Raw genomic sequence first — 23,461 nt, 5'->3', positions numbered from 1 at the left:
CAAATCAGGCAAATGGCCAATCTGGTGTGGCGGAGGAGGAGCAGCGATGGCGATCTTCGACGACGAACCCAAGAAGAAAGCGCGTCCGCACGAGATCGGGCAGGATCTGTCGCTGCTTTCCGTCGGTGAACTGTCGGAGCGCATCGGCATACTGCGCGAAGAAATCGCCAGGCTGGAAGCCGAGCTCAAGGCCAAGGACAACACCAAATCGGCCGCCGAGGCACTGTTCCGCCGCGGATAGTGGACCGGGGCGGGACGGCTCGCCGCTGAAAAGCCGGAATGCGACTGTCTTCAGACCCTGCCACCCCTTTCAGAGTCCAGCCGGATCAAAAAATGCTCGCATCCTACCGACCGATCCTCTCCCTGCTTCGCGGCACTGCCTTTCTGCTCGCGGCATCGGGTCTGCACGGGCTGCTGTTGCCTCTGCGCGGCCAGGTGGAAGGGTTCTCGACCGCATCGCTCGGCCTGATGGGCACCGCCTGGGCCGGCGGCTTCGTCACCGGCTGTTTCTTCGCGCCGCGCCTTGTGCGCCGCGCCGGGCATGTACGCGCCTTCGGCGCCTTTGCCGCGTCCGGCGCCATCGTGGCGCTGCTCACCGGCCTGATCATCGACGAATATGTCTGGATCCTGTTGCGCGCCTTCACCGGCTTCACCATGGCCGGCGCTTTCATGGTCATCGAGAGCTGGCTGAACGAGAAGGCCACCAACGAGAACCGCGGCACCGTCTTCGGCCTCTATATGATGGTCACCTACGCCTCGATCATGGGCGGACAGATGATCGTCGCCGGCGGTGATGTGAAATCGGCGTCGCTGTTCATGATCACCGGCATCCTGTTCTGCCTGTCGCTGATCCCGACCGCGGTTTCTTCGGCATCACTCCCCAAGCCGCTGCAGGACGTCAAGCTCGACGTCAAGGGGCTCTACGCCAACTCGCCGGTGTCGGCCGTCGCTTGCCTGTTGGTCGGTATCGCCAACGGCGCCTGGGGTACGCTGGGTGCCGTCTACGGCGCCCGTATCGGCATCTCGACGCCTGAGATTGCCCTGATGATGAGCTTGGTGGTGGTTGCTGGTGCCGCGATGCAGCTGCCGGCCGGGCGCCTGTCCGACAAGACCGACCGCCGTTTCGTCCTGGCCGGTGCCGCTTTTGGCGCGGCGTTGGTCGCACTCCTGGTCTTCCTCTTCGAGCCGCGCTCCGCCGTCTTTGTCATCGTCTTGACCGCCGCTTACGGCGCCTTCGCCTACACGCTCTATTCAATCGCCGTGGCCCATGCCAACGACCACGCCCGTGCGGAGGATTTCGTCAAGGTGTCGGGAGGCTTGCTGCTGCTTTACGGCTTCGGCACCATGATCGGCCCTTTGCTGGCAGCGGCGCTGATGGGCTGGATGCGCCCGGAGGGACTGTTCCTGGCGACCGCCTTCGCGCATCTGTCACTGGCCGGCTACACGCTGCTGCGCATCAGCCGCCGCGCTCCGGTGCCGATCGGCGATCGCGACGCCTTCAAGACGCAGCCGGCCGACCGCTCGGTGACGCCGGAAGCATTGCGGCTTGATCCAAGAAGAAAAGCAGAAGCAGACAGTTGAGATTCGAAGAACTTTGCCTCACAAATGAGGCATGATGTTTTCCGACGCCTTCATGGCGATCGCCGACCCCAATCGGCGCCACCTCCTGGAAGAACTTCGACGCGGTCCGAAGACCGTCAACGAGTTGGCGGCCGGCTTGCCAGTCTCACGCCCGGCCGTATCGCAGCATCTGAAAGTGTTGCTCGACGCCGGACTGGTCAACGCCAAGGCTGAAGGCACGCGGCGTGTCTATACGGTAAGCAATTCCGGCTTCCTGAAGCTCAACATCTGGCTCGATCAATTCTGGGAAGCTTGATCTTTTCGCCCTTTATCATCGACATCGCCACGACGATCAGGCTTGTATTTTCAGGAAGGCGCCGAGCGCATCGAGCAGTTCGCCTGTCCCATGCTCACGCGTGGCTGAGGTGTCGTGGCCGTCGAGGAAGGCGCCCTGTTCTGTCATCACCAGCCGCGTGCCCCCCGCTTCGGCTACCAGCTCGATCGTCGCCAGTGACACAGAGACGCGGGTTTGATCGAACAGCAGCTCATAGCTGTAGACGATGCGCTGGTCCGGAACGATGTCCTGATAGACCGCGTTGAAGAAATGCATCTGCCCATCGCTCGGGCATCCCGCATTGGCCTCCTTACCCCCGACACGGAAGTCCATGTCATGCCGGCTGGGCATCGGGTCATGGGGATCGACGAACCAGCGCCGCTTGGCCTCAGGATTGCTGAACGCGGAGAAGACCCTTGCGGGCGCCGCCGGATAGAAGCGCTCGACGACGAAGGTGGAATGGACGACGGATCGTTGGCTCACAGAGGTTTCCTTCATGTTTCGTCTTTGGTTTGCGCCAGAAAATCGCCAAGCCGATCCAGCCGGCGTTCCCAGACGAGGCGCCGTTCGTTGATCCAGTGCTCGGCCGCTCTTAGCGCCTTGGGCTCGATCTGGCAGGTGCGCACGCGCCCCAGTTTTTCCGAGCGTACGAGGCCGCTCGCTTCCAGCACGTTGAGGTGCTGGACGACGGCCGACAGCGACATCGCCAGCGGCTCGGCCAGCTGGCTGACCGAGGCGGGGCCACGCGACAGCCGGTCGACCATCTGCCGCCGCGCCGGATCGGCAAGCGCCTGGAACATCAGGTCGAGCTGGGCGGGATCGTGCAGCATCGCGGTCAGCCGTTATTGTACGGGAAGAACTTGAAGTAGGGCTGCGCCTCCTCGATCACCCTGGCGAAGGCGGCGCGCTGCAGCAGCCGGTCGTGATAGCGTTTCACGGCCGGATATCTGTCGCCGAACGGCTCGACCTTGTTGGCATAGAAGAGCGCGGGCGACGCCGCGCAATCGGCCAGGCTGAAGGCGTCGCCCACCGCCCAGTTCCTCGACTGCATCTCTTGTTCGACGATGGCGTAGGAATTGCGCAGCTGGCCACGCGCCTGCTCGACGCCGAACGGATCGGTCTTGTCATGCGGCCGCAACCGGTCGCCGACGATCTTCTGCATCGGCTCCTGCACATAGAAATCATAGAAGCGGTCGGCCTGGCGGACCGCCAGCGCCGCATCGATGTCGGCGGGAACGAGTTCGACCGACCCCGGATAATGCGCGGCCAGATATTCCACGACGATGGTCGATTCCAGCACTGTGCGGTCGCGTGCATCATCGCGCAGCGCCGGCATCTTGCCGGTCGGTGAAATCTTCAGGAAAGCCGCGCGCGAGTGTTCGTCGCCAAGGTCGACGATGACCGGGTTAAAGGCCGTGCCGTTCTCATAGAGCGCGATCAGCGGCTTCCAGCAGAAAGAGGCCAGGGGGTGGAAATGCAGCGTCAGGGACATTCTTTGCTCTTCTGTTTGATGGTTCGTCGATGGGCGGGAGATATGCGCCCGCCAAGTCAATACTGAAGCGCTTACTTAACTATTGCGACATGCCTTGTCCGTCAAGACCGACCCCATGAAATCTCAATTGGACCTGATATGCGAGACGATGGCGGCTTCGATGTCGGGCCAGTCTTTCGGATGCAGTTCATGGCCGCCGCCCGCGACGCGAAGGAGTTTTGCGCCGGTGACCGTTTTGGCCAGCGCCTCGCCGTGCTCGACCGGAAAGATCGGATCTGATGTGCCATGGATGACCAGCAGCGGCGCCGCCATCTCCGGCAAGCGGCCCCTCCATACATCGCCACCCTTGAGCGAAAAATGATTGGTTGCGCTCAGGAACCCGCCGGAGCGGTCGTAATCCTGCTCGATGAAGGCCCGCATCCGGTCCTCGTCGAATGGATGCGCGGTGCTGGCGATCGCCCGCGCATCCTTGACTACGAAATCGATCACCTGGCCGTGGTCCGACCAGTCGACATCGGCGCTCGCGGCCGAATGCTCGATATAGGCGTCGGTCGTCTGTGGCAGATGCGAGGTGTCCATTCCCACCGGCGAGCTGCTGATCACCGTCAGCGACGCGACGCGGGAGGAATGCTTGAGCGCCACGAGCTGCGCGATCATGCCGCCCATCGACATGCCGGCGACATGCGCCTTGCCGATGCCATGGCTGTCGAGCACGCCAACTGCATCGTCCGCCATGTCGTCGAATGTGTAGGGCGGTTTGCCCGGCGGATATTTGGTCGAGCGGCCGGTATCGCGATTGTCGTAACGGATCACGTACAGGCCGGCATCCGCCAACTCCCGGCAAAATGCCTCCGGCCACCACAGCATCGAGGCCATCGCGCCCATGATCAGCAGCAGCGGAGGATTTTCAGGGTCGCCGAAGGTTTCGGATATGATCTCGGGGCGATTGATCGTCGTCATCACAAGGCCTCCTCATCTGCTTGCATTTTGCAATCGGTTGCACCATAATAAAACTGATACGATAATGCAACCGGTTTTGTGGAGAGAATCGAATGAGCCTCGATCGCCGGTCCGGCTGCCCGATCAACCTGTCGCTGGAAGTGTTCGGCGACCGCTGGAGCCTGATCATCCTTCGCGACATGATTTTCGGCGGCAGGCGGCATTTTCGCGAACTGCTCAACGGCTCAATGGAAGGCATTGCCTCCAACATCCTTGCCGACCGGCTGAAGCGGCTGATGGAACTTGGCATGCTGACCAAGGCCGACGACCCATCGCACAAGCAGAAAGCGATCTACAGCCTGACCGAGATGGCCATCACGCTGGTGCCGATCCTGGCCCATCTCGGCGCCTGGGGCCGGGTCTGGCTGCCGACCACCGAGGAACTCTCGATCCGCGCCGAGCTCCTGGAGAAGGGCGGCCCGCCACTATGGGAGAAATTCATGGACGAGTTGCGCCATGAGCATCTGGGTATGCCACTCGACACAGCGTCCGGCCCTTCTGTCCGCGCGACCCTGCAGGCCGCCTATCAAGCCGTGGTCGCCGGCAAGGCTCTCGTCGCCAGCCCGGCCGCGTAACCAACTATTTTCCCCCGTTGAGAGCCCGGCTCTGCTAGAACAAGCGGAAACCACAATTCACGGGATTGGATAAGGTCTTGGTTGAGAACTCTCGGGATGCTGCCCGCGCGCGCGCCGATTTGCGCTTCAAGAAGCAGGAAGAGGCGGCGACCGTCCGCCAGAAGGCGATGGCGGAATATGCCGCCGAGAGCGACGCCCGCAAGGTCAAGACCGACAAGCTGAGGGCGCTCCGGCTCGCCAAGGAAGCCGAAGACCTCGCCAATGCGCCGGCAGTGCCCGCCAAGAAACCTGCACGCGCCAAGAAGAAATAACGCGCCGCTTTCAAACTAGCCCGAACCGGCCGGCGCTGCTCGCCTGCTGATACAGCCGTTCGACGGCGCCACCCGGGCAGCGGCCCTTCGTTCCACCGCTTCACGAGAAGCAATTTCAACCGAAAACGGGATTGCTTCGGCCGGCTGGCCGCCGATGATTGTCCCTTTCCAACAGGAGATTGCCATGACCGCACTGCCGCTCGAAAAAGCCCGGCAAATCATCGATGCCGCCTTCGCCAAGGGCGCCGATCTCAAGCTCAAGCCGCTGGGCGTCTCGGTGCTTGACGCCGGCGGCCATCTCGTCGCCTTCCAGCGCCAGGACGGTGCCTCGTTCCTGCGCCCGCAAATGTCGGCCGGCAAAGCCTATGGCGCGCTGGCCATCGGCATGGGTTCGCGCAAGGTCGAGGCCTTCGCCAAGGAGCGCCCGCATCTGGTTGCCGGCATTTCCGACGTGTCGGGCGGACGCGTGCTGCCGGTGGTCGGCGGCGTGCTGATCCGCGACAAGGCCGGCACTATTGTCGGCGCCGTCGGCATTTCAGGCGACACCTCGGACAATGACGAGACCGCGGCCATCGCCGGCATCGAGGCCGCCGGCTTCACCGCCGATCCGGGCTGAGTTCTTAGTTGAGATTGATGTCCCGGCTTGCCGATCGCATCGACACCGCGAACCCGGCCATCACATCGAACAGCGCGATGATCATCAGCGTGAAGAAGATGGAATGCGCCGCGCCCTTGACCAGCAGGAACTCGACCAGGAAAGCGACGAAGACCAGCGTCGACAGGAGATGGTCCATGATCGAGGCGCTGGTCGTGCGCGCCGACTTCACCATTTCGAGGAACAGGAAGATCAGCCCGATCAGTATCATCAGGTCGCCGAGCGTCATCGAAAACACCCCGCCCGACATCATGCGGAACGAGAAGATCTCGCTCGCCCAGGGATCATCACCACCGCCGAAAATTCCGAGCAGGCCGAGATTGTAGAGAATGAAAGGCACGATCAAAAGCGGGACGGCACCGAACATCTGGCGTCTCCATATGGGGGCACCTTCTGTAGAATGCGCCACAGGCACGCCGTCAAGATTTTTCGTAAAAAGCCGCAAACACGGTCGAAGACCGGATGCAACAACCATGTCAGCCGGTTTGCCCGGCTGACATGGAGCAAGCGTGAGATAGCGGGCTCAGCGCTTGAAGTAACCGGCGCGCACGGCGGCGCCGATGACGTTGAGGATGATATGGCCCGCCGTCATCGAAGTGATATCGTTGACATCGCGCGCCGGTGCGATCTCGACGATGTCCATGCCGACGAGACGGCCCTTGCCGACCAGCCCCTGGATCAGCTCGATCGTCTGTCGGTAGCTGATGCCGCCCGGCTGCGGTCCTTCCACCGCCGGCATGACCGCCGGATCCAGTCCGTCGGCGTCTATGGTGAGATAGTAGCGGCCGCCGTCGGGAATGCGCTTCAGGAGCGCGGCGGTGCCGATGTCCTGCCATTCATTGGTGGTGATGATGTTGGCGCCGTAGGCGCGGGCCGCCTCCACCTCCTCGGTGCGCGCACTGCCCTGGCCACGAACACCTACCTGGAAGATATCCTTGATATGCGCCATCTCCGAGGCCCGGCGGATGGTGCTGGAATAGCCCTCCTTGACGCCGTTGACATTGTCGCGCCAGTCGAGATGGGCGTCGAGCTGCACCAGCGTGATCGGCCCTTCGCGGTCGAGCGCCCGGAAGATCGGGATCGGAATGCCATGGTCGCCGCCGATGGTGATCGGCAGCGCGCCGGCGGCGAGGATCTTGCGGATCGCGGCTTCGGCTCGACCGTAGTGCCCAACATGATCGGCGGCATTGCCGGGCACGTCGCCGACATCGACCACCTTGATGTCCTGGCCGGCGAAGACCGGCCCGCCGATGTCGAAATCATAGCGGTCGAGCGACTGGCTGATGCGCTGCGAGGCGCGCCGCACCGCCGTCGGCGCATTGGTCTGGTCGTTTATCAGCTCGTCGATCGTGTAGGGATCGCCATAGGGCATGCCGATGATGGCGACATCGGCCTTCAGCGTGTCGAGATCCTCGACCAGTGGGAAGTTCAGGAATGTCTGGAAGACATCGCGCGGCGCGGTGGTGAGTTTGGACATGGGGTCTCCTCTCGTGTTGAAGGCTTTTTGGATCAGGCGCCACGGCGGGGTGCGAGATGCGGCTGCAGCCTGTGCTCCAGGCTGCGCGAGATCGCCGCCACAAGGGCGGTCAGCCCCCAGTACAGCAATGCGATGGCGGTGAAGATCTCCACCGGCGAGAAGGTGCGGCCGATGATGTTCTGGGCCATGTAGGTGAGTTCGGGCACGGTGATCGCCGACAGGATCGCCGATTCCTTGATCAGCGTGATGGTGAGGTTGGTGGCCGCCGGCAGGATATAGCCGAGCACCTGCGGCACGAGGATTTTTCGGAATATCGTGAGGTAGCGCAGCCCCAACGCATAACCTGCTTCGACCTGGCCATAAGAGATGGACTGGATCGCGCCTCTGATGATCTCGGCGGAATAGGCGCTGGCATAGGCCGACAGCGCGCCGATCGACACCGCCACCGGCGAAAGCCGGATGCCTAACATCGGCAAGGCGTAGAACAACAGGAAAATCTGGATCAGGAACGGAATGTTGCGGAAGATTTCGACATAGGCCGAGACGATTGCCGTTGGCAGCCGCCCGCCCCGCAGCCTGACCAGCGCCAGCACGACGCCAAGCGCGAAGCCGAGCGGCAGCGACACAGTGCACATCAACACCGTGTTGCCAAAACCTTTGGCCAGGATCTGCCAATTGTCCGCGATGACGGAGAAGTCGAACGTCATGCGCGCGCCCCTTTCGCCTTGCGCTCCAGATGCCGGGTCAACAGGCTGCAGGAGAACAGCACGATGAAATACAGCACCGCCGCGACGCAGAACGCCTCGACCGGTCGGTAGGTGACGTTCATGATGTTCTGCGCGGTGCGGGTCAGCTCGACCACGGCGATCACCGACAGGATGGATGACGCCTTCACCAGCATGGTGAACTCGTTGACCATCGGTGGAATGATGGCGCGGAACAGCTGCGGCATGATGATCTTGAACCAGGTCACCACCGGCTTCAGGCCAAGCGCCTTGGCCGCTTCATACTGGCCGGCGGGAATGCGCGTCAGCCCGGCCCGCAGGATCTCGGCGACGAAGGCCGCACTGTTGAAGCTGAGCGCCAGCACACCCGCTAGCAGCGGCGGCAGATCGATGCCGACCAGGCCCGGCAGCACATAATAGACGACGAAGATCTGCACGATCAGCGGCGTGCCGCGGATGAAGCTGGTGTAGAGCGCGCCGATCCAGCGGAGCACGCGCCAGTGCGACCGGCCGCAGGCGAGCAGGCCGAAGCCGATCAGCGTGCCGACCAGGAACCCCAGCAACGAGACACCGAGTGTGATGCCGGCGCCAGTCAGGAATTGCGGCAGGAAGGTCAGCGTCTTTGAAAAATGGAACATTTTTCAACTCGAACGGAGGAGCATCGTCTGGCGTCGGCGCGGGCGATAGCCGCGGCAACTCATCGCTCACGCCGCGCCAGACCCGTTTAAGGCTCGAAAGAACTCAGAGCGCGCCGGGCGGCAGATAACCTTCGGCAGGCGTCTTCATCTCGAAACCAAACCATTTCAGCTGCAGTTCCTTCAGCTTGCCGCTGTCCTTCAGCTCGCCGATCTTGGCATTGATGAATTCGCGCAAATCCTTGTCCTCTGGCCGCACCACCCAGGACAGATAGGAGAATTCGCCGATCGAGCCGACCACTCTGTAGGTGTCGGGGACGTTCTTCATCAGCACCGCCGCCGAAGGCGAGGCGATGACAATGGCATCAACTTGACCGGAGGCGAGAGCGACATGCGTCTCGGGGAAGGAGGTGAACAGTTTCAGTTCGCCGACACCCTTGCCGCCCTTGTCCTTGAGCTCCTTGTCATAGGCCTCGATGATCGGCTGCACGGAGGAGGCAAGCTGCGTCGCCACCACCATGCCGTTAATGTCTTCCGGCTTCTTGATGCGCTCCTCGTCGGCGCGCACGACGATGACGTTTTCGAACGAGCCCGTCGGCCGCGTGTAGGCATATTTCGCCGCTCGCTCGGCATTGATGCCGGTCGACGTCGCCATCAGGTCGAACTTCTTGGCCAGCAAGCCCGGCAGCAGCCCCTGGAACGGCAGGTTGAGCTGGTCGAGCTTCACACCGAGCTGGCTGACGACATAGTCGAGAATGTCCTTGTTGTAGCCGACTATCTGGCCGTCGCGGACGAACTCGAACGGCTCGAACGCGGCCTCGGTACCGACGACGATGGTGCCGCGCTGCTTGATCTGGTCGACAAGCCCATCGGCATGAGCGGCGGATGCGAAGGACAGGAAGAGCGGCGCGGCGGCAAGCAGAGACAGGACGCGGCGGCGCGATGCGGAAAAGAACTCACCCATTTTTTTGTTACCCTCTTTTTTCTTCGGTTTTGCTGCGCTGGTAAGCCCGGCCCGAGTGCTTGAACACGCGGCCGATCATGTAGCTCTCGGAATCCTTGATCCCGGGAACGTTCGCCAGTTCGCCGACCAGGAAGTCGTGCAGGCTGGTCGTCGACGGCAAAGTGAGCTGGATGATGATGTCGAACGGTCCCGTCATGGCGTAGACGCTGTCGACGAACGAGTACTCGGACAGTCTGCGGGCAACGCTGATGATGTGTTCGCGGTCGACATCGAGCCCGACAATGGCCGCGATGCCGACATCGCTGCGCAGGGGCCGCACGACCGCCTGGATGCAGATATCCGGGTCCTCGAGTACACGCGCCATTTTGCGCCGCACCGTCGCTTCGGTAACGCCGATGCGCTTGGCGATATCGACGCTCGACATCCGCCCGTCGACCTTGAGCTGGGAAAGCACCGCCTGTTCGGTGTCGTCGAGATCACTCGTACTGACGAAATCCCACATGTAATTCCCCATTTATGTCGATTTCCGACTAATATTTTGAAAATTGCATAAGAAATCGTCACATGCAAGCCCATGCAGATCGGAAAACATCGTGCTCTGGATGACGGCTGCGCAACCCGGGTGGCGAGCAGTTCGATTTAGGGAAGTTCGATTTAGGGAAAGTCGTGTCGGCCGGTATCAGCCTGTGAAGGCCCGCACAGACAACTGGCCGGCCTTGCCTGGAGGATGCGCGGCGAAACCATGCGCAACAGGATCAAGCCGGGAGGCGCCGACGATGCCGGCTGAGATGCGGGAGGCAGCGAGCCATCGGACCGCCAAACGCAAAAGGACCGGCCAGAGGCCGGTCCTTTGTAACTCAAACCTTGGGAAAAGCTGGTCTCAGCTTTCCTTGGGGGTCAGCACCTGGCGACCGCGATACATGCCGGTCTTCAAGTCGATGTGGTGCGGGCGGCGCATTTCGCCGGAATTCTTGTCCTCGACATAGGTCGGGGCCTTGAGGGCGTCGGCCGAGCGGCGCATGCCGCGCTTGGACGGAGAGGTTTTGCGTTTCGGAACGGCCATGGATATGCTCCACTACATGGTCAAAAGCCCCGCCCGCCCTCGTGAAAGGGCCATGTCGGGGCCTAAATCTGAGAAAGTCGGGTGCCTATACACGCCCTGTGCCGTTTTGGCCAGCGCTACCATGAACTTTTTTGTGCCGGCTATTCGAGACAGCCGACATAAGCACCGGAACGACCTGCCCTGCGCTCTATCAGATTGGCGAGCCGTCTCAGGCCCGGCCCGGGCTTTGCCGGATTGCGGGCGATCGGATTGGGCAGGGTGACGGCAAGAAGTGCGGCCTGCCGGCGCGACAGCTGTTTTGCCGAAATGCCGAAATGATGCTGTGCCGCTGCCTCGATGCCATAGATGCCCGGCCCCCATTCGGCGATGTTGAGATAGATTTCCATGATGCGGCGTTTCGACATCACGGCGTCGAAATAGACAGCCAGCGGCAGTTCGACGACCTTACGCACCGAGCCCAGCGGGCGCGACCAGAGAAAAAGGTTCTTCACCGTCTGCATGGTGATGGTCGAGGCGCCGCGCGTCGCCTCGCCGGCCAGCGCATCGTCGACGACGCCGCGCAATTCGCCGAGATCGACACCGCGGTGAAAGCAGAATTGCCCATCCTCCGACATGATGACCGAATGGGCCAATACCGGCGCCACATCGTCGATCGACACCCAGCGCCGGTCATAGCCGGAGAAGGTCGCCAGATCCTTCAGCATCAGCGTCGACACCGGATGCACGAAGGACGGCAGGTAAAGGAAGGTCAGCACCGTCGGAATCAACGCCAGTACGGCGGCCACGACGATACCGCGCCGGACCCAGCGCCTGAGATTGCGGCGGTTCACGCCTCGCGATCTCGTCGCCATGTCCAGCTTTTCGGTTTCATGATCGACGATCGGTTCCGCCAAGCCGCCCAACCCGTGCCAGAGAGCTCGTTTTGAAACGCGCTCCTGTGAGTCATATGACGGCGTTTTTCGAGAACCGGAGCGGAGCGTACATTTGAGTACGTCAGCACCGGAAGCGCAGAAAAAGCCTTCAGATGACCGCAGGAGTAGAGTTTCCAAACGGGCTCTTACTGCTCCGGCATAATGGCGCTTGCCTTCTTGCGCAACGTCTGAGTGTCGGCTACCGGTCCCGGCCATGACGAATGACGACGAAATGGCGTTCGAAATGGCGCTCATCCGGCGGGCGGCAGCCGTCGAGGTGCTGCTGCGGCGGTTGCTCGACGACCGCCCGCTTTCGGGCGAGATCGCGCGGCCCGACCGGCTGATGGCGGCAATGCGCCATGGCGTGCTGAACGGCGGCAAGCGCCTGCGCCCGTTCCTGGTCATGGAGAGCGCCGCGCTGTTTTCCGCCGATGGCGAAGCCGCACTTCGCGTGGCGGCGGCACTTGAATGCGTGCATTGCTATTCGCTGATCCATGACGATCTGCCGGCGATGGACGATGATGATCTGCGCCGCGGCCAGCCGACCGTGCACAGGGCCTTCGACGAGGCAACCGCCATCCTGGCCGGCGACGCTTTGCTGACGCTGGCCTTCGACATCATCGCCGATGAGGCGACCGTGCTGCCGGCGGAGCGGCGAGCTGCTCTGGTGCTGGCGCTTGCCCGGGCCGCCGGCGCCGGCGGCATGGTCGGCGGCCAGAAGCTCGACCTCGAAGCCGAACAGACACCGCCCGACGAGTCCGGCATCATAAGGCTGCAGGCGATGAAGACCGGCGCGCTGATCCGCTTCGCCTGCGAGGCCGGCGCCATCATTGCCGGCGCTCCCGCCGAGGATCGCGAAAGGCTGGCCGAGTTCGGCTCGGCGATCGGCCTTGCCTTCCAGCTTGCCGACGACCTGCTCGACCTGACCGCCGACGCCAGCCAGATGGGCAAGGCGACCGGCAAGGACGCCGCCGCCGGCAAGGGAACGCTGGTGGCGCTGCACGGCGCGAATTGGGCGCGCAGCCAGCTGCACGGCCTTGTCGGCCAGGCGCACGCGCTGCTCGAGCCCTATGGCGACAGGGCAGCGCTGCTGAAGGAAGCCGCGACCTTCGTCGCGACGCGCAACAGCTGAGTTCTGGATCTGGACTTGCCTGCCTGGCAGGACAGGCAGGGCTATCCCCGCCCCGCGCCATTCGCCACGACATATACCGCGTAGAGCGACTGTCGCGCCGTGATGAACAGGCGGTTTCGCTTGGCGCCGCCGAAAGTGAGGTTCGCCACCGTCTCCGGGATGCGGATCTTGCCGATCATCGTGCCGTCGGGGTCGAAGCAATGGACGCCGTCGCCGGCACCTGCCCAGACGCGGCCTGATAGATCCACCCTGAACCCATCGAACAAGCCGGCTGTGCAGGTCGCCAAGACGCCGAGCTCCTTGAGCGCGCCGCTCTCGATGGCGAACTTGCGGATGTGCCGTGGCCCGCCCTTCTGGTGCGTGACGCCGGTGTCGCCGACATAGAGGATGGTTTCGTCCGGCGAGAAGGCGAGGCCGTTGGGCTTCGCCATCGTCGAGACGACGCGTGTCACTGCGCCCGTTGCAGGGTCGGCGCGGTAAACGTGGCAACCCTCGATCTCCTGCTCGGCGCGGTCGCCCTCATAGTCGGTCGCGATGCCGTAGGGCGGATCGGAAAACCACACCGTGCCGTCCGAACGCACCACCACGTCGTTGGGCGAATTCAGCCGCTTGCCCTCGAAGCGGTCGGCGATCACCGTGATCGACCCGTCATGCCCGGTGCGGGTGACGCGCCGCGCCCGGTGCTCGCAGGTGACCAGCCGCCCCTCAGTATCGACTGTGTTGCCATTGGCATTGTAGGCCGGTGCGCGAAACACCGAGACGGCGCCGCTGGTGTCGTCGTAGCGCATGATGCGGTCATTCGGGATGTCCGAAAACACCAGATACCGCCCGGCCGCGAACCAGGCCGGACCCTCCAACCAGCGCCCTCCGGTCCACAGCCGCTCGACCGCCACATGGCCGACGAAGCAGCTCTCGAACCGCTCGTCGAGAACCTCGAAGCCCGCGCCTTCTATATCTGCGAACATGCCTCGCCCTCCACGAAACCGGTCTATCGATAGCCCTCGCGGCGAGCCATTTTCAAGACTTGACCTGCAAAAATGTTAGCGATAACATCGACGCCAATTCAGTCCGTTTGCTTGGCTTGGGAGGGCCATAGATGCGGCCCAAGCTCATCGAATTCATTGACATCTCCAAGCGCTTCGGCGGCACCCTGGCGTTGAAGTCGGTCTCGCTCGACATCCACGAGGGCGAGATCGTCGCGCTGCTGGGCGAGAACGGCGCCGGCAAGTCGACGCTGATCAAGACGCTGGCCGGCATCTACAGGCGCGACCAGGGCGCGATCCGCTTTCGCGGCGAGGACTATCACCACCGCCCGCCCCGGCCCAACCAGCCGCAGAAGGTCGCCTTCATCCATCAGGATCTCGGCCTCATCGAATGGATGACGGTGGCAGAGAATGTTGGCATGGCGCAGGGTTTTTCACGCCGCTCGGGCCTGATCGACTGGCGCGACACCGAGCGTCGTGCCGAGCGCGCGCTGGCGCTGGTCGGCTGCGCCTTCGATCCGGCGACGCGCGTCCAGGATCTTTCCCGCACCGAGAAATCGCTGGTGGCCATCGCCCGCGCGCTCGCCACCGAAGCCGACGTGCTGGTGCTCGACGAGCCGACGGCAAGCCTGCCGGCGGATGAGGTCGAACGCCTGTTCCAGGCGCTGCGGCCGTTGCGCGAGCGCGGTGTCGGCATGATCTATGTCTCGCACCGGCTGGACGAAGTGTTCCGCATCGCCGACCGTGTCGCCGTGATGCGCGACGGCCGCATGGTGGCGGTCAAGCCCGTCACCGAGACGACGCCGCAGGAACTGGTCGATCTCATCGTCGGCCGCCCGGCGCATCAAATGTTCGCCAAGTCGCGCTGGCAGGACGGACCCGAGCGGCTGAAGGTCGAGGATCTGCGCTGCGGTAGCGTCGGTCCGGTTCGCTTCGAGGCGCGATCGGGTGAACTGCTCGGTCTGGTCGGCCTGCGCGGCGCAGGACAGGAGGCGGTCGGCCGCGCGCTGTTTGGCGCCGAGCCTTTCGACGGCGCTGTTTCGCTCGACGGCAAACGCCTCGATCTGTCCTCGGTCGGTGCGGCCCTTGCCGCCGGCGTCGGCCTGATCGCGCGCGACCGCACCGAGGAGTCGGTGGCGCTGTCGCTGTCCGTGCGCGAGAACATGTACCTCAATCCGTCGGCGGTCGGCCGCGGGCTCTTCTCCTTCATGAAGCCGGCGCAAGAGAGCGAGCTGACGCGGGAACTCGGCGCGCGCCTGGGGCTGAGGCCAAACGACCCGCATCTGCCGATCGAGGCGCTCTCCGGCGGCAACCAGCAGAAGGTGGTCGTCGGCCGCTGGCTAGCGACGGGCCGCAAGCTGCTGATCGCCGAGGATCCGACGGCGGGCGTCGATGTCGGCGCCAAGGCAGAAATCTACCGACTGATCGCGGCGGCCGTCGAGGCAGGGCTGGCGGTCATCGTCGTGTCCACGGATTTCGAGGAGGTCGCCCATATCTGCCATCGCGCCCTTGTCTTTTCGCACAACCGCATCGTGCGCGAACTGGCCGGCGATGCCCTGACGACGGCGGCGCTCATCCATGCCGCCTCCGTGTCCGAAGCCGCCTGAGGAGGATCCATGAACTCGATCAAATCGACGGCGCTGGAGCCGACCCGCTCGGAACTCTCCGGGCTGAGTTTTGGCCAGAAGGCGGCGCGCTATCTGCCGGTCTACGGCCTGCCGATCCTGACGTTGCTGCTTATCCTGCTGTTCTCGCTGCTCTTGCCGCGCACCTTCCCGACACTGCTCAATTTGCGCTCGATCATCTCCGACAAGGCGATCATCGCGCTCTTGTCGCTGGCGGCGATGATCCCCATGGCTTCGGGCCGCATCGACCTGACGGTCGGCTACGGCATTGTGCTCTGGCATATATTGGCTATCAGCCTGCAGACCGCCTTCGGTGTCCCCTGGCCGATCGCGGTGCTCATCGTCATCCTGCTCGGCGTCGTTACCGGCTTCATCAACGGCCTGCTGGTCGAGGTGGCGCGCATCGATTCCTTCATCGCCACGCTCGGCACCGGCACCGTGCTCTATGCCTTGGCCATGTGGTACACGGGCGGCCGCCAGGTCGTCGGCATGCTTCCCGACGGCTTCCTCGCCCTCAACGGCACGATGCTGTTCGGCCTGCCGATCACCGGCTACTACGTGATCGTCCTGGCGCTGGCGATGTGGCTTGTGCTCGAATACATGCCGATCGGCCGCTACCTCTACGCCATCGGCGCCAACCCCAAGGCCGCCGCGCTCAACGGCATACCGGTGCAGAAATTCGTCATGGGCGCCTTCGTCGCCTCCGGCGCGCTGACCGCGCTGGGCGGCGTGCTTCTCGCCTCGAAGCTACGGATCGGCCAGGCCAGCGTCGGCCTCGAATATCTGCTGCCGGCGCTGGTCGGCGCCTTCCTCGGATCGACCACCATCAAGCCCGGCCGCGTCAATGTCTGGGGCACGATCATCGGCGTCGTCATCCTCGCCGCCGGCATTTCCGGCATCCAGCAGTTCGGCGGCTCGTTCTGGGTCGAGCCGCTGTTCAACGGCGTCACCTTGCTCGTCGCCATCGGCATTGCCGGCTACGCGCAGCGCCGCCGCGGCGCGGTCGTGCCGCCTCCACCAGCCACCAGCCAACCAACAAAGACAAATGACTATGCTTAATGGGAGAAGAAACATGCATCGCAGAACAGTCCTTCAGCTCGGCGTCGCCTGCTTGGCGCTCGGCATCGCCTCGACCGCGCTGGCCGACCCGATGGCCGACGCCAAGGCCGTCGTCGACAAATATGCCAGCAAGGTCGACAAATGGGACGGCCCGACGACCGGACCGAAGGGCGCCGCCGGCAAGACCATCGTGGTGCTTGGCGCCGACATGAAGAACGGCGGCATACTGGGCGTCACCAAGGGCGTCGAGGAAGCAGCGGCGGCTCTCGGCTGGACCGTCAAGACGCTTGACGGCGCCGGCTCCATCGGCGGCCGCACGGCGGCTTTCGGCCAGGCGCTGGCGCTTAATCCCGACGGCATCATCATCAACGGCTTCGACGCCGTCGAGCAGAAGCCGGCAATGGAGCAGGCGAAGGCGGCCAAGATCCCAATGGCGGCATGGCATGCGGCACCGACGGTCGGTCCGATCGACGATCTCGGCATCATCGCCAACGTCTCGACCGATCCGATGGAAGTGTCGAAGGCGGCGGCCGACTGGGCCTTTGTCGACGCCAAGGGCAAGCCTGGCGTCATCATCTTCACCGATTCCACCTACCAGATCGCCATCGCCAAGGCGGACCGGATGAAGAAGGAGATCGAGGATCTCGGCGGCAAGGTGCTCGAATATGTCGACACGCCGATCGCCGAGACTTCACAGCGCATGCCGCAGCTCACCACCTCGCTGCTGCAAAAATATGGCGACGCCTGGACCCATTCGCTGGCGATCAACGATCTCTATTTCGACTTCATGGGCCCGTCGCTGGCGGCTGCCGGCAAGTCGGGCACCGACGCGCCAATCAATGTGGCGGCGGGCGATGGTTCCGAATCCGCCTACCAGCGCATCCGCTCCAGCCAGTTCCAGAAAGTGACGGTGGCCGAGCCGCTGAACCTGCAGGGCTGGCAGCTCGTCGACGAGCTCAACCGCGCCATGGCCGGCGAGAAATGGTCGGGCTACATCTCGCCGCTGCATGTGGTGACATCGGACAATGTCGAATTCGACGGCGGCCCGGACAACCGCTTCGACCCGGGCAACGGCTATCGCGACCAATACAAGAAGATCTGGGGCAAGTAAGCTCCGCGGCACATAAACGGGCAACGGCCGGCGGTCATCCCGCCGGCCGTTGCATTTCTTCCAAAAGTTCAAGCCGTGTGGCGCACGATCACCTTGGGCGTCATGCCCACCACCACCCGGTCGTCGGCCGCGCGGCGATCGTTGAGCAGGTCGAGCACCAGCTCGGCCACCCTGACACCGATCTCATGTGCGCCGACATCGATCGTGGTGATCGAAGGCACCGACTGCTCGGCGAGGTCATAGGCGCCGAAGCCGGCAATCGCGACGTCCTCGGGGACGCGGATGCCGCGTCGCACGCATTCCATCAGCGCGCCGAAGGCCGAGAGGTCCGACACGCACATCACCGCCTGCGTGTCCGGCCAGCGCGAGATCATTTCGACCATGGCGATGGCGCCTTCGCGCATCGAAATCGGCGGCACGCCCGAGGCGATGACGCGCGACGCGTCGAGGCCTCTATCCTGCAGCGCCGCCACGAAGCCGCGCCGGCGATCGAGGCCGCGCGTGTCGCGCGATGTATCGCCGCCGATGAAGCCGAGCCTCGAATAGCCACGCGCGACGAAATGGTCGACCATCAGCCGCCCGGCCTCGGCGTTGGAGAAGCCGACGACGTGACCGATCGGATCCTCCGGCAGGTCCCAGGTCTCCACCACCGGCACGCCGGCATTCTCCAGCATCTTGCGGCAGCGTGGCGTATGCCGGCCACCGGTGACGATGATCGCTTCCGGCCGCCGCCTGAGCAACTGGCCGACCAGCCGCTCCTCCTCCTCGACATTGTAGTCGGTGAAGCCGAGCAGGATCTCCAGCCCGCTGTCGCGCAGGCCCTCGGTCATGCCGCGCACAGTGTCGGCGAAATTGGCGTTATTGATCGAAGGGATCGTCACCGCGACGAAACCGGACCGGCGCGACGACAGGTTGGCGGCGATGCTGTCGAAGACATAGCCGAGCTCGTCCGCCGCCCTTATGATCCGGTCGCGCGTGTCGGCGCTGATGGAGGTATCGCGTTTGAAGGCGCGCGACACTGTCATTGTCGAGACGTTGGCGCGATGCGCGACATCGGCCATGGTCGGGCGTTTTGACGAAGGCTGCATGGCCATACGTTATCGATATCACTGCGGAATGCAACGCGCCGCCGCGGCTCACGAGAAGGCGATCTGGACCTTCATCGCCTGGCTGCGGTCATTGGCGAGTTCAAAGCCGGACAAGGCTTCGTCGCAGGCCACGGTGTGGGTGATCAGCGGCTTCACGTCGATCAGTCCCTTGCGCATCAGCTCGACACCTACGGCGAATTCCGGATGGAAGCGGAACGACCCGTTGATCGACAGTTCCTTGGTGGTAACCGCTGACATCGGCAGGGCCATCTCAGCGCCGCCGAGGCCTAGCTGGACGATGGTGCCGCGCGGGCGCAGCGCCGCGATGCCTTGCGCCAGCGCCGCGGCGGCCCCCGAGCATTCATAGAGGATGTCGAACGTGCCCTTGTCGGCGAGATGGGGGGCGAGCCCTTCCGGGTCGATCCGCGTGTTGATCGTCTTGTCGGCCCCGGCCCGGACCGCCATCGCCAGCGTAAAATCGGTGATGTCGACGGCGACGATCTCGGCGGCGCCGGCACGCCGTGCGCTGAGGATAGACAACAGGCCGATCGGCCCGCAGCCGGTCACCAGCACGCGCTTGCCCAGCATCTCGCCCGCCCTGCGCGTCGCGTGGAGACAGACCGCCAGCGGCTCGGCCATCGCCGCCTCGCCGGCGCTCAACCCGTCCGCCGGCACGCATTGCAGCGCGTCCGCCACCAGCATTTCGCGGAACGCGCCCTGTATATGCGGGAATGGCATGGCGCTGCCGTAGAAGCGCATGTTGAGGCACTGGTTGTGTATCCCTTCGCGGCAGTAGCGGCAGCTGTAGCAGGGCCGCGACGGCGAGACCGCGACCAGCTGGCCAGGCTGCAGCCCGCCGACGCCGGACCCAAGCTTTTCGATGACGCCGGAGACCTCGTGGCCGAGGATCATCGGCTCCTTGAGCCGCACCGTTCCGAAGCCGCCGTGATTGTAATAGTGCAGGTCGCTGCCGCAGATGCCGCCGGCGGCGAGACGCAGCAGCACCTGGCCCGCTCCCGGCTTCTCGGCCGGGCGGTCCTCGATGCGCAAATCCTTGGCGGCATGGATGACGATCGACTTCATGGCAGGCGAGCTCCTCGGGCAGGTCCAGGAAGGCTGTGCAGCGTTTCCCTCCGGAGTTGAGATTAGGAGTTAAAGCACCGGCGTGAGCAGCGGCTGGCCGGCAAAATGGGCGGCGAGGTTGTCGCGCACAAGCTTGCCCATCGCCTTGCGCGTTTCGACCGTGCCCGACGCATGGTGCGGCTGCAGCAGCACATTGTCGAGCGCCAGAAAACGCGGATTGAGTCTGGGCTCGCCTTCGAAAACATCGAGTGCGGCGCAACCGAGTGTCTCGTTCTCAAGCGCGTCGAGCAGCGCATCCTCGTCGATGTTGGAAGCGCGCGAAATGTTGATCAGCATGCCGTCCTCGCCGAGTGCCGCGATCACATCCTTATTGACGATGTGGCGCGTCGCGGGCGACGCGGCAAGCGTCACGAACAGGAAATCCGAACGCTCGGCCAACATGACCGGATCGGCGATGAACTCCCAGCTCGGCGCGAAATCCTTGCGTGTTGGGCCCGAGTAGGCAATGTCCATGCCGAAGCCGGCGAGGCGTTTGGCCACTTCGTGGCCGATGCGGCCAAGACCGAGCACGCCGGCCCGCCGCCCCCAGACGCGGCGCTGCAGCGGGTAGAGCCCCTTGGCCGCCCAGCTGCCGTCGTGCACCCAACGTTGCGCCCCCACCACGCCACGCGAGAGGGCGAGCATCATGGCGATCCCGAGATCGGCGACATCGCCGGTCAGCACATCGGGCGTGTTGGTGACACGCACGCCCCGTTCCCGGCATGCCGCGAGATCCACCGCGTCGAAACCGACGCCATAGACGCTCACGACCTCGAGCGAAGGACAGGCCGCGATCATGGCCCGGCTGGCGCCGAGTTCTCCGCGCGTGGCGATGGCGCGTATCCGCGGCCCAACCTCGGCGAGGAAGGACGGCTTGTCGGCTGCATCGAAATAACGGTGGACAATGAAGGCCTGGTTGAGTGGCTCCTCGTCCCACGCTGGATAAGGTCCAATCTGAAGGATGTGAGGCCGCTGCATCGGTATTCGCTCCAATTGACTTGACAGCAATGTTATCGATAACATAACAACATTCAACGACGAGAGGCAATCGGGAAAATGTCGTCCACTCTGTTCGATCTCACGAGGCGCACGGCGCTCGTCACTGGCTCCTCCCAGGGCATCGGCTTTGCGTTGGCCAAGGGCCTGGCCGAAGCCGGCGCCAGGGTGGTCCTCAATGGCCGCGACGCGACAAAGCTCACCGCGGCGGCGGCACGGATACCAGGGGCGCGAACACTCGTCTTCGACGCAACCGACCATGCAGCGGTCCGCTCCGCCATAGACGGTTTCGAGCTCTCCGGCGGGCAGATCGACATACTGGTGAACAATGCCGGCATGCAGTTTCGCGCGCCGCTCGAAGATTTTCCCGCCGATGCGTTCGAGCGCTTGCTGCAGACCAATGTCGCCAGTGTCTTCCATGTGGGCCAGGCGGTCGGACGCCACATGATCGGCCGCGGCCGCGGCAAGATCATCAACATCGCCAGTGTGCAGACCGCACTCGCTCGCCCGGGTATCGCACCCTACACCGCGACCAAAGGCGCGGTCGGCAACCTGACCAAGGGCATGGCGACCGACTGGGCCAAACATGGTCTGCAATGCAACGCCATTGCACCGGGCTATTTCGACACACCGCTCAATGCTGCCCTTGTCGCCGACCCTGACTTCAGCGCATGGCTCGAAAAGCGCACACCGGCCGGCCGCTGGGGCAAGGTCGAAGAACTGGTCGGGGCCTGCGTCTTCCTCGCTTCCGACGCCTCGTCCTTTGTCAACGGACATGTCCTCTATGTCGATGGCGGCATCACAGCGTCGATCTGATCCGCCGCGCCGCATGATCATCATGGGCGTTGCGGGGTCGGGCAAGACAACGATCGGCGAAGCGCTGGCTCGCGCGATCTCGGCGACCTATGTCGATGGCGACCAGCTGCATCCGGACGCCAACATCGCCAAGATGAGCGCCGGCATTCCGCTTGTCGACGCCGACAGGTGGCCGTGGCTGGCAAGGGTCGGCGAAACCCTGAGGCCAGGCACGATACCCATCATCGTCGGCTGCTCGGCGTTGAAGCGCGCCTATCGTGATTTCATCACCGAACAGGCCGGCGCACCGGTGCTGTTCATCTATCTCGACGGTTCGCGCGAACTGATTTCTCGTCGCATGCGCGAACGCACCGGCCACTTCATGCCGACAAGCCTGCTCGACAGCCAGTTCGCGACGCTGGAGATACCGGGCAAGGACGAGAATGCAATCAGTGTGGTTATCGACGCGCCGCTCCAGGAGATTGTCGCGGACATAACAACGAAATTCGAGGAGCGGCCGTCATGACCAGCAAAGTCGCATTGATTGGCGCCGGCGCCATGGGCGGGGCGATCGGCGAGCGCCTGCTCGCCACCGGCAATCGCCTCGCCGTGTTCGATCTCGACAAGGTCAAGGTCGAGGCGCTGGTCGCCAGGGGCGCGACCGCCATGGCGAGCGCGGCCGAGGCCGCCGGTGCGTCCGATTATGTCATCCTCAGCCTCAATTCGGCGGCGATCGTGCGCCGCGCAGTGTTCGGTGACGGCGGCGTGACGGCTGGAGCGAAGCCTGGCTCGCTGATCATCGACATGTCGTCCATCGACCCCGATGCGACGCGCCAGCTCGCCGCCGACGCAAGCGAGAAGGGTCTGCGCTGGGTCGACAGCCCGCTCTCGGGCGGCGCGCCGAAGGCGCTGACCGGTGAATTGACACTGATGGCCGGCGGCGAGGCCGAGGACGTCGCGGACGCCCACAAGGTGCTGCGCGACGTCGCGGCCAATTACACCCATATGGGCCCGGCCGGCACCGGCCAGACGACCAAGCTGATCAACCAGGTGCTGTGCGCGCTGAACTTCATGGCCGTGGCGGAGGCAACGCGGCTGGCGCTGGATGCCGGCGTCGACGTGCTGAAGATCCCCCAGGCGTTGAAGGGCGGCCGCGCCGACAGCGCCATCCTGCAGGAATACCTGCCGCGCTTCGCCACCCGTGACTACCGGCGCACGGGCCGCATCGACAATATGGTGAAGGATCTCAATGCCGCGCAGGATCTGGCGCGGCGCACGCATACGGCGATGCCGCTGACAGCCGTCTGCGCCGAAGTGCACAGGCTGCTGACGGCTGCCGGACTGGGCGACGAGGATCAGGCCGCATTGATGGAATTTTTCCGACGCAACGACGACCAGGAGAACCGGACATGATCACGCGTTATGCGCTGTTTGAAGGCAAGGTGAAGGACGGGCAGACCGCGGCATTCCGCCAAGCTGTCCTCGACACCGTGCTGCCAAAGTGGAAGGCGTTTCCCGGCGCGCTCGACGTGCGCGTCAGCTTCGCCGAAAAGCGTGATGACGGCGCACCGGAATTCCCGCTGATCCTGGCGATCAACTACCGCGACATGGCAGCCGTCGACGCGGCCCTTGCCAGCCCCGTCCGCGCCGAATCGCGCGCCGCGACCGAAGCGGTCCTGGCCAGATATTTCGAGGGCCGCATCCACCATCACGTCACGATCGCCAACGAATTCCCCCTGGCCGCAGCGTAGTGGCATCGCCGGTTCCGGCCCCGGTTCGCTTCCTGGCGGGCCGTCTCAGCAATCGGACAGGCGCGCCAACGAAATCTTAATGTAAATGAAGCGTAATC

At 64.0% G+C, this 23,461-nt stretch carries 30 protein-coding genes; 14 read left to right on the top strand and 16 right to left on the bottom strand.

Annotation, left to right across the window (positions count from 1 at the left end):
* Positions 1-46: 46 nt before the first annotated feature.
* The 3 genes from AC04SF_RS21220 (at position 47) to AC04SF_RS21210 (ending at position 1,876) form a co-directional block, all read left to right on the top strand.
* The gene (locus tag AC04SF_RS21220; RefSeq protein ID WP_096451036.1) at positions 47-241 is read left to right on the top strand and encodes a DUF1192 domain-containing protein; all 195 of its coding nucleotides are present in this window, start codon (positions 47-49) and stop codon (positions 239-241) included.
* Between the two features lie 92 nt (positions 242-333).
* Positions 334-1,581 carry an MFS transporter gene (locus tag AC04SF_RS21215; protein WP_096451038.1) on the top strand — a complete coding sequence of 416 codons (1,248 nt, stop codon included), beginning with the start codon at positions 334-336 and terminating at the stop codon, positions 1,579-1,581.
* Between the two features lie 31 nt (positions 1,582-1,612).
* Positions 1,613-1,876, top strand: a complete 264-nt coding sequence (locus tag AC04SF_RS21210; protein WP_027041916.1) for an ArsR/SmtB family transcription factor — start codon at positions 1,613-1,615, stop codon at positions 1,874-1,876.
* Positions 1,877-1,912: 36 nt separating this feature from the next.
* On the opposite strand, the gene AC04SF_RS21205 is transcribed toward AC04SF_RS21210, so the two are convergent.
* From AC04SF_RS21205 to AC04SF_RS21190, 4 genes are all read right to left on the bottom strand, one after another.
* Complete coding sequence (locus tag AC04SF_RS21205; protein WP_488479381.1) at positions 1,913-2,377, bottom strand: SRPBCC family protein; 465 nt, start codon at positions 2,375-2,377, stop codon at positions 1,913-1,915.
* Between the two features lie 11 nt (positions 2,378-2,388).
* Entirely contained in the window at positions 2,389-2,724 is a 336-nt protein-coding gene (locus tag AC04SF_RS21200; protein ID WP_488479380.1) for an ArsR/SmtB family transcription factor, read from the bottom strand.
* 5 nt (positions 2,725-2,729) lie between these two features.
* Positions 2,730-3,386, bottom strand: coding sequence for a glutathione S-transferase family protein (locus tag AC04SF_RS21195; RefSeq protein ID WP_488479379.1), 657 nt, complete (start codon positions 3,384-3,386; stop codon positions 2,730-2,732).
* A gap of 123 nt (positions 3,387-3,509) precedes the next feature.
* Positions 3,510-4,346: an alpha/beta fold hydrolase gene (locus tag AC04SF_RS21190; protein ID WP_488479378.1), complete on the bottom strand. Its 837-nt coding sequence runs from the start codon at positions 4,344-4,346 to the stop codon at positions 3,510-3,512.
* Positions 4,347-4,438: 92 nt separating this feature from the next.
* Between AC04SF_RS21190 and AC04SF_RS21185 the strand changes: the two genes are divergently transcribed.
* The 3 genes from AC04SF_RS21185 to AC04SF_RS21175 all read left to right on the top strand — a co-directional run bounded on the left by AC04SF_RS21185 (position 4,439) and on the right by AC04SF_RS21175 (position 5,887).
* Positions 4,439-4,960: a winged helix-turn-helix transcriptional regulator gene (locus tag AC04SF_RS21185; protein ID WP_488479377.1), complete on the top strand. Its 522-nt coding sequence runs from the start codon at positions 4,439-4,441 to the stop codon at positions 4,958-4,960.
* 77 nt (positions 4,961-5,037) lie between these two features.
* Positions 5,038-5,271, top strand: a complete 234-nt coding sequence (locus tag AC04SF_RS21180; RefSeq protein ID WP_095201240.1) for a hypothetical protein — start codon at positions 5,038-5,040, stop codon at positions 5,269-5,271.
* A gap of 184 nt (positions 5,272-5,455) precedes the next feature.
* Positions 5,456-5,887, top strand: a complete 432-nt coding sequence (locus tag AC04SF_RS21175; protein ID WP_488479376.1) for a GlcG/HbpS family heme-binding protein — start codon at positions 5,456-5,458, stop codon at positions 5,885-5,887.
* A 4-nt stretch (positions 5,888-5,891) separates the two neighbouring features.
* Here the strand turns inward: AC04SF_RS21175 and AC04SF_RS21170 are convergent, their stop codons facing one another.
* The 8 genes from AC04SF_RS21170 to AC04SF_RS21135 form a co-directional block, all read right to left on the bottom strand.
* Positions 5,892-6,293 carry a hypothetical protein gene (locus AC04SF_RS21170; protein ID WP_064981146.1) on the bottom strand — a complete coding sequence of 134 codons (402 nt, stop codon included), beginning with the start codon at positions 6,291-6,293 and terminating at the stop codon, positions 5,892-5,894.
* Positions 6,294-6,449: 156 nt separating this feature from the next.
* Positions 6,450-7,403 (bottom strand): agmatinase, encoded by a 954-nt coding sequence (locus tag AC04SF_RS21165; protein ID WP_488479375.1) that lies wholly within the window; start codon positions 7,401-7,403, stop codon positions 6,450-6,452.
* A 32-nt stretch (positions 7,404-7,435) separates the two neighbouring features.
* The gene (locus AC04SF_RS21160; protein ID WP_488479374.1) at positions 7,436-8,110 is read right to left on the bottom strand and encodes an amino acid ABC transporter permease; all 675 of its coding nucleotides are present in this window, start codon (positions 8,108-8,110) and stop codon (positions 7,436-7,438) included.
* Entirely contained in the window at positions 8,107-8,766 is a 660-nt protein-coding gene (locus AC04SF_RS21155; protein WP_488479373.1) for an amino acid ABC transporter permease, read from the bottom strand. The genes AC04SF_RS21160 and AC04SF_RS21155 overlap by 4 nt, the downstream gene beginning before the upstream one ends.
* A 103-nt stretch (positions 8,767-8,869) precedes the next feature.
* Positions 8,870-9,727, bottom strand: coding sequence for a transporter substrate-binding domain-containing protein (locus AC04SF_RS21150; protein WP_488479372.1), 858 nt, complete (start codon positions 9,725-9,727; stop codon positions 8,870-8,872).
* A 7-nt stretch (positions 9,728-9,734) separates the two neighbouring features.
* Positions 9,735-10,241 (bottom strand): Lrp/AsnC family transcriptional regulator, encoded by a 507-nt coding sequence (locus AC04SF_RS21145; RefSeq protein WP_488479371.1) that lies wholly within the window; start codon positions 10,239-10,241, stop codon positions 9,735-9,737.
* A gap of 366 nt (positions 10,242-10,607) precedes the next feature.
* Positions 10,608-10,790, bottom strand: coding sequence for a 50S ribosomal protein L32 (gene rpmF, locus AC04SF_RS21140; protein ID WP_008834724.1), 183 nt, complete (start codon positions 10,788-10,790; stop codon positions 10,608-10,610).
* A 140-nt stretch (positions 10,791-10,930) separates the two neighbouring features.
* Positions 10,931-11,692, bottom strand: a complete 762-nt coding sequence (locus tag AC04SF_RS21135; protein ID WP_095201238.1) for a biosynthetic peptidoglycan transglycosylase — start codon at positions 11,690-11,692, stop codon at positions 10,931-10,933.
* A gap of 223 nt (positions 11,693-11,915) precedes the next feature.
* Here AC04SF_RS21135 and AC04SF_RS21130 point away from each other — a divergent pair, with 223 nt between their 5' ends.
* A complete protein-coding gene (locus AC04SF_RS21130; protein WP_488479370.1) occupies positions 11,916-12,833 on the top strand; it encodes a polyprenyl synthetase family protein in 918 nt (305 codons plus the stop codon).
* 41 nt (positions 12,834-12,874) lie between these two features.
* Here AC04SF_RS21130 and AC04SF_RS21125 read toward each other — a convergent pair whose 3' ends face one another.
* Positions 12,875-13,798 (bottom strand): SMP-30/gluconolactonase/LRE family protein, encoded by a 924-nt coding sequence (locus AC04SF_RS21125; protein ID WP_488479369.1) that lies wholly within the window; start codon positions 13,796-13,798, stop codon positions 12,875-12,877.
* A gap of 131 nt (positions 13,799-13,929) precedes the next feature.
* Here AC04SF_RS21125 and AC04SF_RS21120 point away from each other — a divergent pair, with 131 nt between their 5' ends.
* Genes AC04SF_RS21120 through AC04SF_RS21110 form a run of 3 tightly spaced genes read left to right on the top strand, consistent with a single transcriptional unit; the run spans position 13,930 to position 17,611 of the window.
* Positions 13,930-15,423 (top strand): sugar ABC transporter ATP-binding protein, encoded by a 1,494-nt coding sequence (locus tag AC04SF_RS21120; RefSeq protein WP_096451056.1) that lies wholly within the window; start codon positions 13,930-13,932, stop codon positions 15,421-15,423.
* 9 nt (positions 15,424-15,432) lie between these two features.
* On the top strand, positions 15,433-16,500 hold the full coding sequence (locus AC04SF_RS21115) for an ABC transporter permease (protein WP_488479368.1): 1,068 nt from the start codon (positions 15,433-15,435) through the stop codon (positions 16,498-16,500).
* Between the two features lie 13 nt (positions 16,501-16,513).
* Positions 16,514-17,611, top strand: coding sequence for an ABC transporter substrate-binding protein (locus tag AC04SF_RS21110; RefSeq protein ID WP_096451060.1), 1,098 nt, complete (start codon positions 16,514-16,516; stop codon positions 17,609-17,611).
* Between the two features lie 68 nt (positions 17,612-17,679).
* On the opposite strand, the gene AC04SF_RS21105 is transcribed toward AC04SF_RS21110, so the two are convergent.
* From AC04SF_RS21105 to AC04SF_RS21095, 3 genes are all read right to left on the bottom strand, one after another.
* Complete coding sequence (locus AC04SF_RS21105; protein ID WP_244734438.1) at positions 17,680-18,699, bottom strand: LacI family DNA-binding transcriptional regulator; 1,020 nt, start codon at positions 18,697-18,699, stop codon at positions 17,680-17,682.
* Positions 18,700-18,747: 48 nt separating this feature from the next.
* Positions 18,748-19,782 (bottom strand): L-idonate 5-dehydrogenase, encoded by a 1,035-nt coding sequence (locus AC04SF_RS21100; RefSeq protein ID WP_488479367.1) that lies wholly within the window; start codon positions 19,780-19,782, stop codon positions 18,748-18,750.
* A 69-nt stretch (positions 19,783-19,851) separates the two neighbouring features.
* Positions 19,852-20,799: a 2-hydroxyacid dehydrogenase gene (locus AC04SF_RS21095; protein WP_488479366.1), complete on the bottom strand. Its 948-nt coding sequence runs from the start codon at positions 20,797-20,799 to the stop codon at positions 19,852-19,854.
* A gap of 78 nt (positions 20,800-20,877) precedes the next feature.
* Here AC04SF_RS21095 and AC04SF_RS21090 point away from each other — a divergent pair, with 78 nt between their 5' ends.
* The 4 genes from AC04SF_RS21090 to AC04SF_RS21075 are packed head-to-tail and all read left to right on the top strand — an operon-like array spanning position 20,878 to position 23,363.
* On the top strand, positions 20,878-21,633 hold the full coding sequence (locus tag AC04SF_RS21090; protein WP_488479365.1) for an SDR family oxidoreductase: 756 nt from the start codon (positions 20,878-20,880) through the stop codon (positions 21,631-21,633).
* Complete coding sequence (locus AC04SF_RS21085; protein WP_488479364.1) at positions 21,602-22,138, top strand: gluconokinase; 537 nt, start codon at positions 21,602-21,604, stop codon at positions 22,136-22,138. Before AC04SF_RS21090 ends, AC04SF_RS21085 begins: the two co-directional genes overlap by 32 nt.
* Positions 22,135-23,025 (top strand): NAD(P)-dependent oxidoreductase, encoded by an 891-nt coding sequence (locus AC04SF_RS21080; RefSeq protein ID WP_488479363.1) that lies wholly within the window; start codon positions 22,135-22,137, stop codon positions 23,023-23,025. Before AC04SF_RS21085 ends, AC04SF_RS21080 begins: the two co-directional genes overlap by 4 nt.
* Complete coding sequence (locus tag AC04SF_RS21075) at positions 23,022-23,363, top strand: hypothetical protein (protein ID WP_096451072.1); 342 nt, start codon at positions 23,022-23,024, stop codon at positions 23,361-23,363. The genes AC04SF_RS21080 and AC04SF_RS21075 overlap by 4 nt, the downstream gene beginning before the upstream one ends.
* The last annotated feature ends 98 nt before the right edge of the window (positions 23,364-23,461 follow it).

The organism is Mesorhizobium sp. CNPSo 4671, assembly GCF_057784245.1.
The sequence above is the reverse complement of the archived record's forward strand: the minus strand, read 5'-3'. Positions and strand labels throughout refer to the sequence as shown.

Coding starts and splice junctions, on each gene's coding strand:
- AC04SF_RS21145 (WP_488479371.1), bottom strand. CDS start 10,241: ATGGGGAATTACATGTGGGATTTCGTCAGTACGAGTGATCTCGACGAC.
- AC04SF_RS21160 (WP_488479374.1), bottom strand. CDS start 8,110: ATGACGTTCGACTTCTCCGTCATCGCGGACAATTGGCAGATCCTGGCC.
- AC04SF_RS21200 (WP_488479380.1), bottom strand. CDS start 2,724: ATGCTGCACGATCCCGCCCAGCTCGACCTGATGTTCCAGGCGCTTGCC.
- AC04SF_RS21185 (WP_488479377.1), top strand. CDS start 4,439: ATGAGCCTCGATCGCCGGTCCGGCTGCCCGATCAACCTGTCGCTGGAA.
- AC04SF_RS21195 (WP_488479379.1), bottom strand. CDS start 3,386: ATGTCCCTGACGCTGCATTTCCACCCCCTGGCCTCTTTCTGCTGGAAG.
- AC04SF_RS21220 (WP_096451036.1), top strand. CDS start 47: ATGGCGATCTTCGACGACGAACCCAAGAAGAAAGCGCGTCCGCACGAG.
- AC04SF_RS21095 (WP_488479366.1), bottom strand. CDS start 20,799: ATGCAGCGGCCTCACATCCTTCAGATTGGACCTTATCCAGCGTGGGAC.
- AC04SF_RS21120 (WP_096451056.1), top strand. CDS start 13,930: ATGCGGCCCAAGCTCATCGAATTCATTGACATCTCCAAGCGCTTCGGC.
- AC04SF_RS21150 (WP_488479372.1), bottom strand. CDS start 9,727: ATGGGTGAGTTCTTTTCCGCATCGCGCCGCCGCGTCCTGTCTCTGCTT.
- AC04SF_RS21090 (WP_488479365.1), top strand. CDS start 20,878: ATGTCGTCCACTCTGTTCGATCTCACGAGGCGCACGGCGCTCGTCACT.
- AC04SF_RS21100 (WP_488479367.1), bottom strand. CDS start 19,782: ATGAAGTCGATCGTCATCCATGCCGCCAAGGATTTGCGCATCGAGGAC.
- AC04SF_RS21110 (WP_096451060.1), top strand. CDS start 16,514: ATGCATCGCAGAACAGTCCTTCAGCTCGGCGTCGCCTGCTTGGCGCTC.
- AC04SF_RS21115 (WP_488479368.1), top strand. CDS start 15,433: ATGAACTCGATCAAATCGACGGCGCTGGAGCCGACCCGCTCGGAACTC.
- AC04SF_RS21175 (WP_488479376.1), top strand. CDS start 5,456: ATGACCGCACTGCCGCTCGAAAAAGCCCGGCAAATCATCGATGCCGCC.
- rpmF (WP_008834724.1), bottom strand. CDS start 10,790: ATGGCCGTTCCGAAACGCAAAACCTCTCCGTCCAAGCGCGGCATGCGC.
- AC04SF_RS21210 (WP_027041916.1), top strand. CDS start 1,613: ATGATGTTTTCCGACGCCTTCATGGCGATCGCCGACCCCAATCGGCGC.
- AC04SF_RS21080 (WP_488479363.1), top strand. CDS start 22,135: ATGACCAGCAAAGTCGCATTGATTGGCGCCGGCGCCATGGGCGGGGCG.
- AC04SF_RS21075 (WP_096451072.1), top strand. CDS start 23,022: ATGATCACGCGTTATGCGCTGTTTGAAGGCAAGGTGAAGGACGGGCAG.
- AC04SF_RS21155 (WP_488479373.1), bottom strand. CDS start 8,766: ATGTTCCATTTTTCAAAGACGCTGACCTTCCTGCCGCAATTCCTGACT.
- AC04SF_RS21085 (WP_488479364.1), top strand. CDS start 21,602: ATGTCGATGGCGGCATCACAGCGTCGATCTGATCCGCCGCGCCGCATG.
- AC04SF_RS21170 (WP_064981146.1), bottom strand. CDS start 6,293: ATGTTCGGTGCCGTCCCGCTTTTGATCGTGCCTTTCATTCTCTACAAT.
- AC04SF_RS21190 (WP_488479378.1), bottom strand. CDS start 4,346: ATGACGACGATCAATCGCCCCGAGATCATATCCGAAACCTTCGGCGAC.
- AC04SF_RS21125 (WP_488479369.1), bottom strand. CDS start 13,798: ATGTTCGCAGATATAGAAGGCGCGGGCTTCGAGGTTCTCGACGAGCGG.
- AC04SF_RS21105 (WP_244734438.1), bottom strand. CDS start 18,699: ATGCAGCCTTCGTCAAAACGCCCGACCATGGCCGATGTCGCGCATCGC.
- AC04SF_RS21130 (WP_488479370.1), top strand. CDS start 11,916: ATGACGAATGACGACGAAATGGCGTTCGAAATGGCGCTCATCCGGCGG.
- AC04SF_RS21165 (WP_488479375.1), bottom strand. CDS start 7,403: ATGTCCAAACTCACCACCGCGCCGCGCGATGTCTTCCAGACATTCCTG.
- AC04SF_RS21215 (WP_096451038.1), top strand. CDS start 334: ATGCTCGCATCCTACCGACCGATCCTCTCCCTGCTTCGCGGCACTGCC.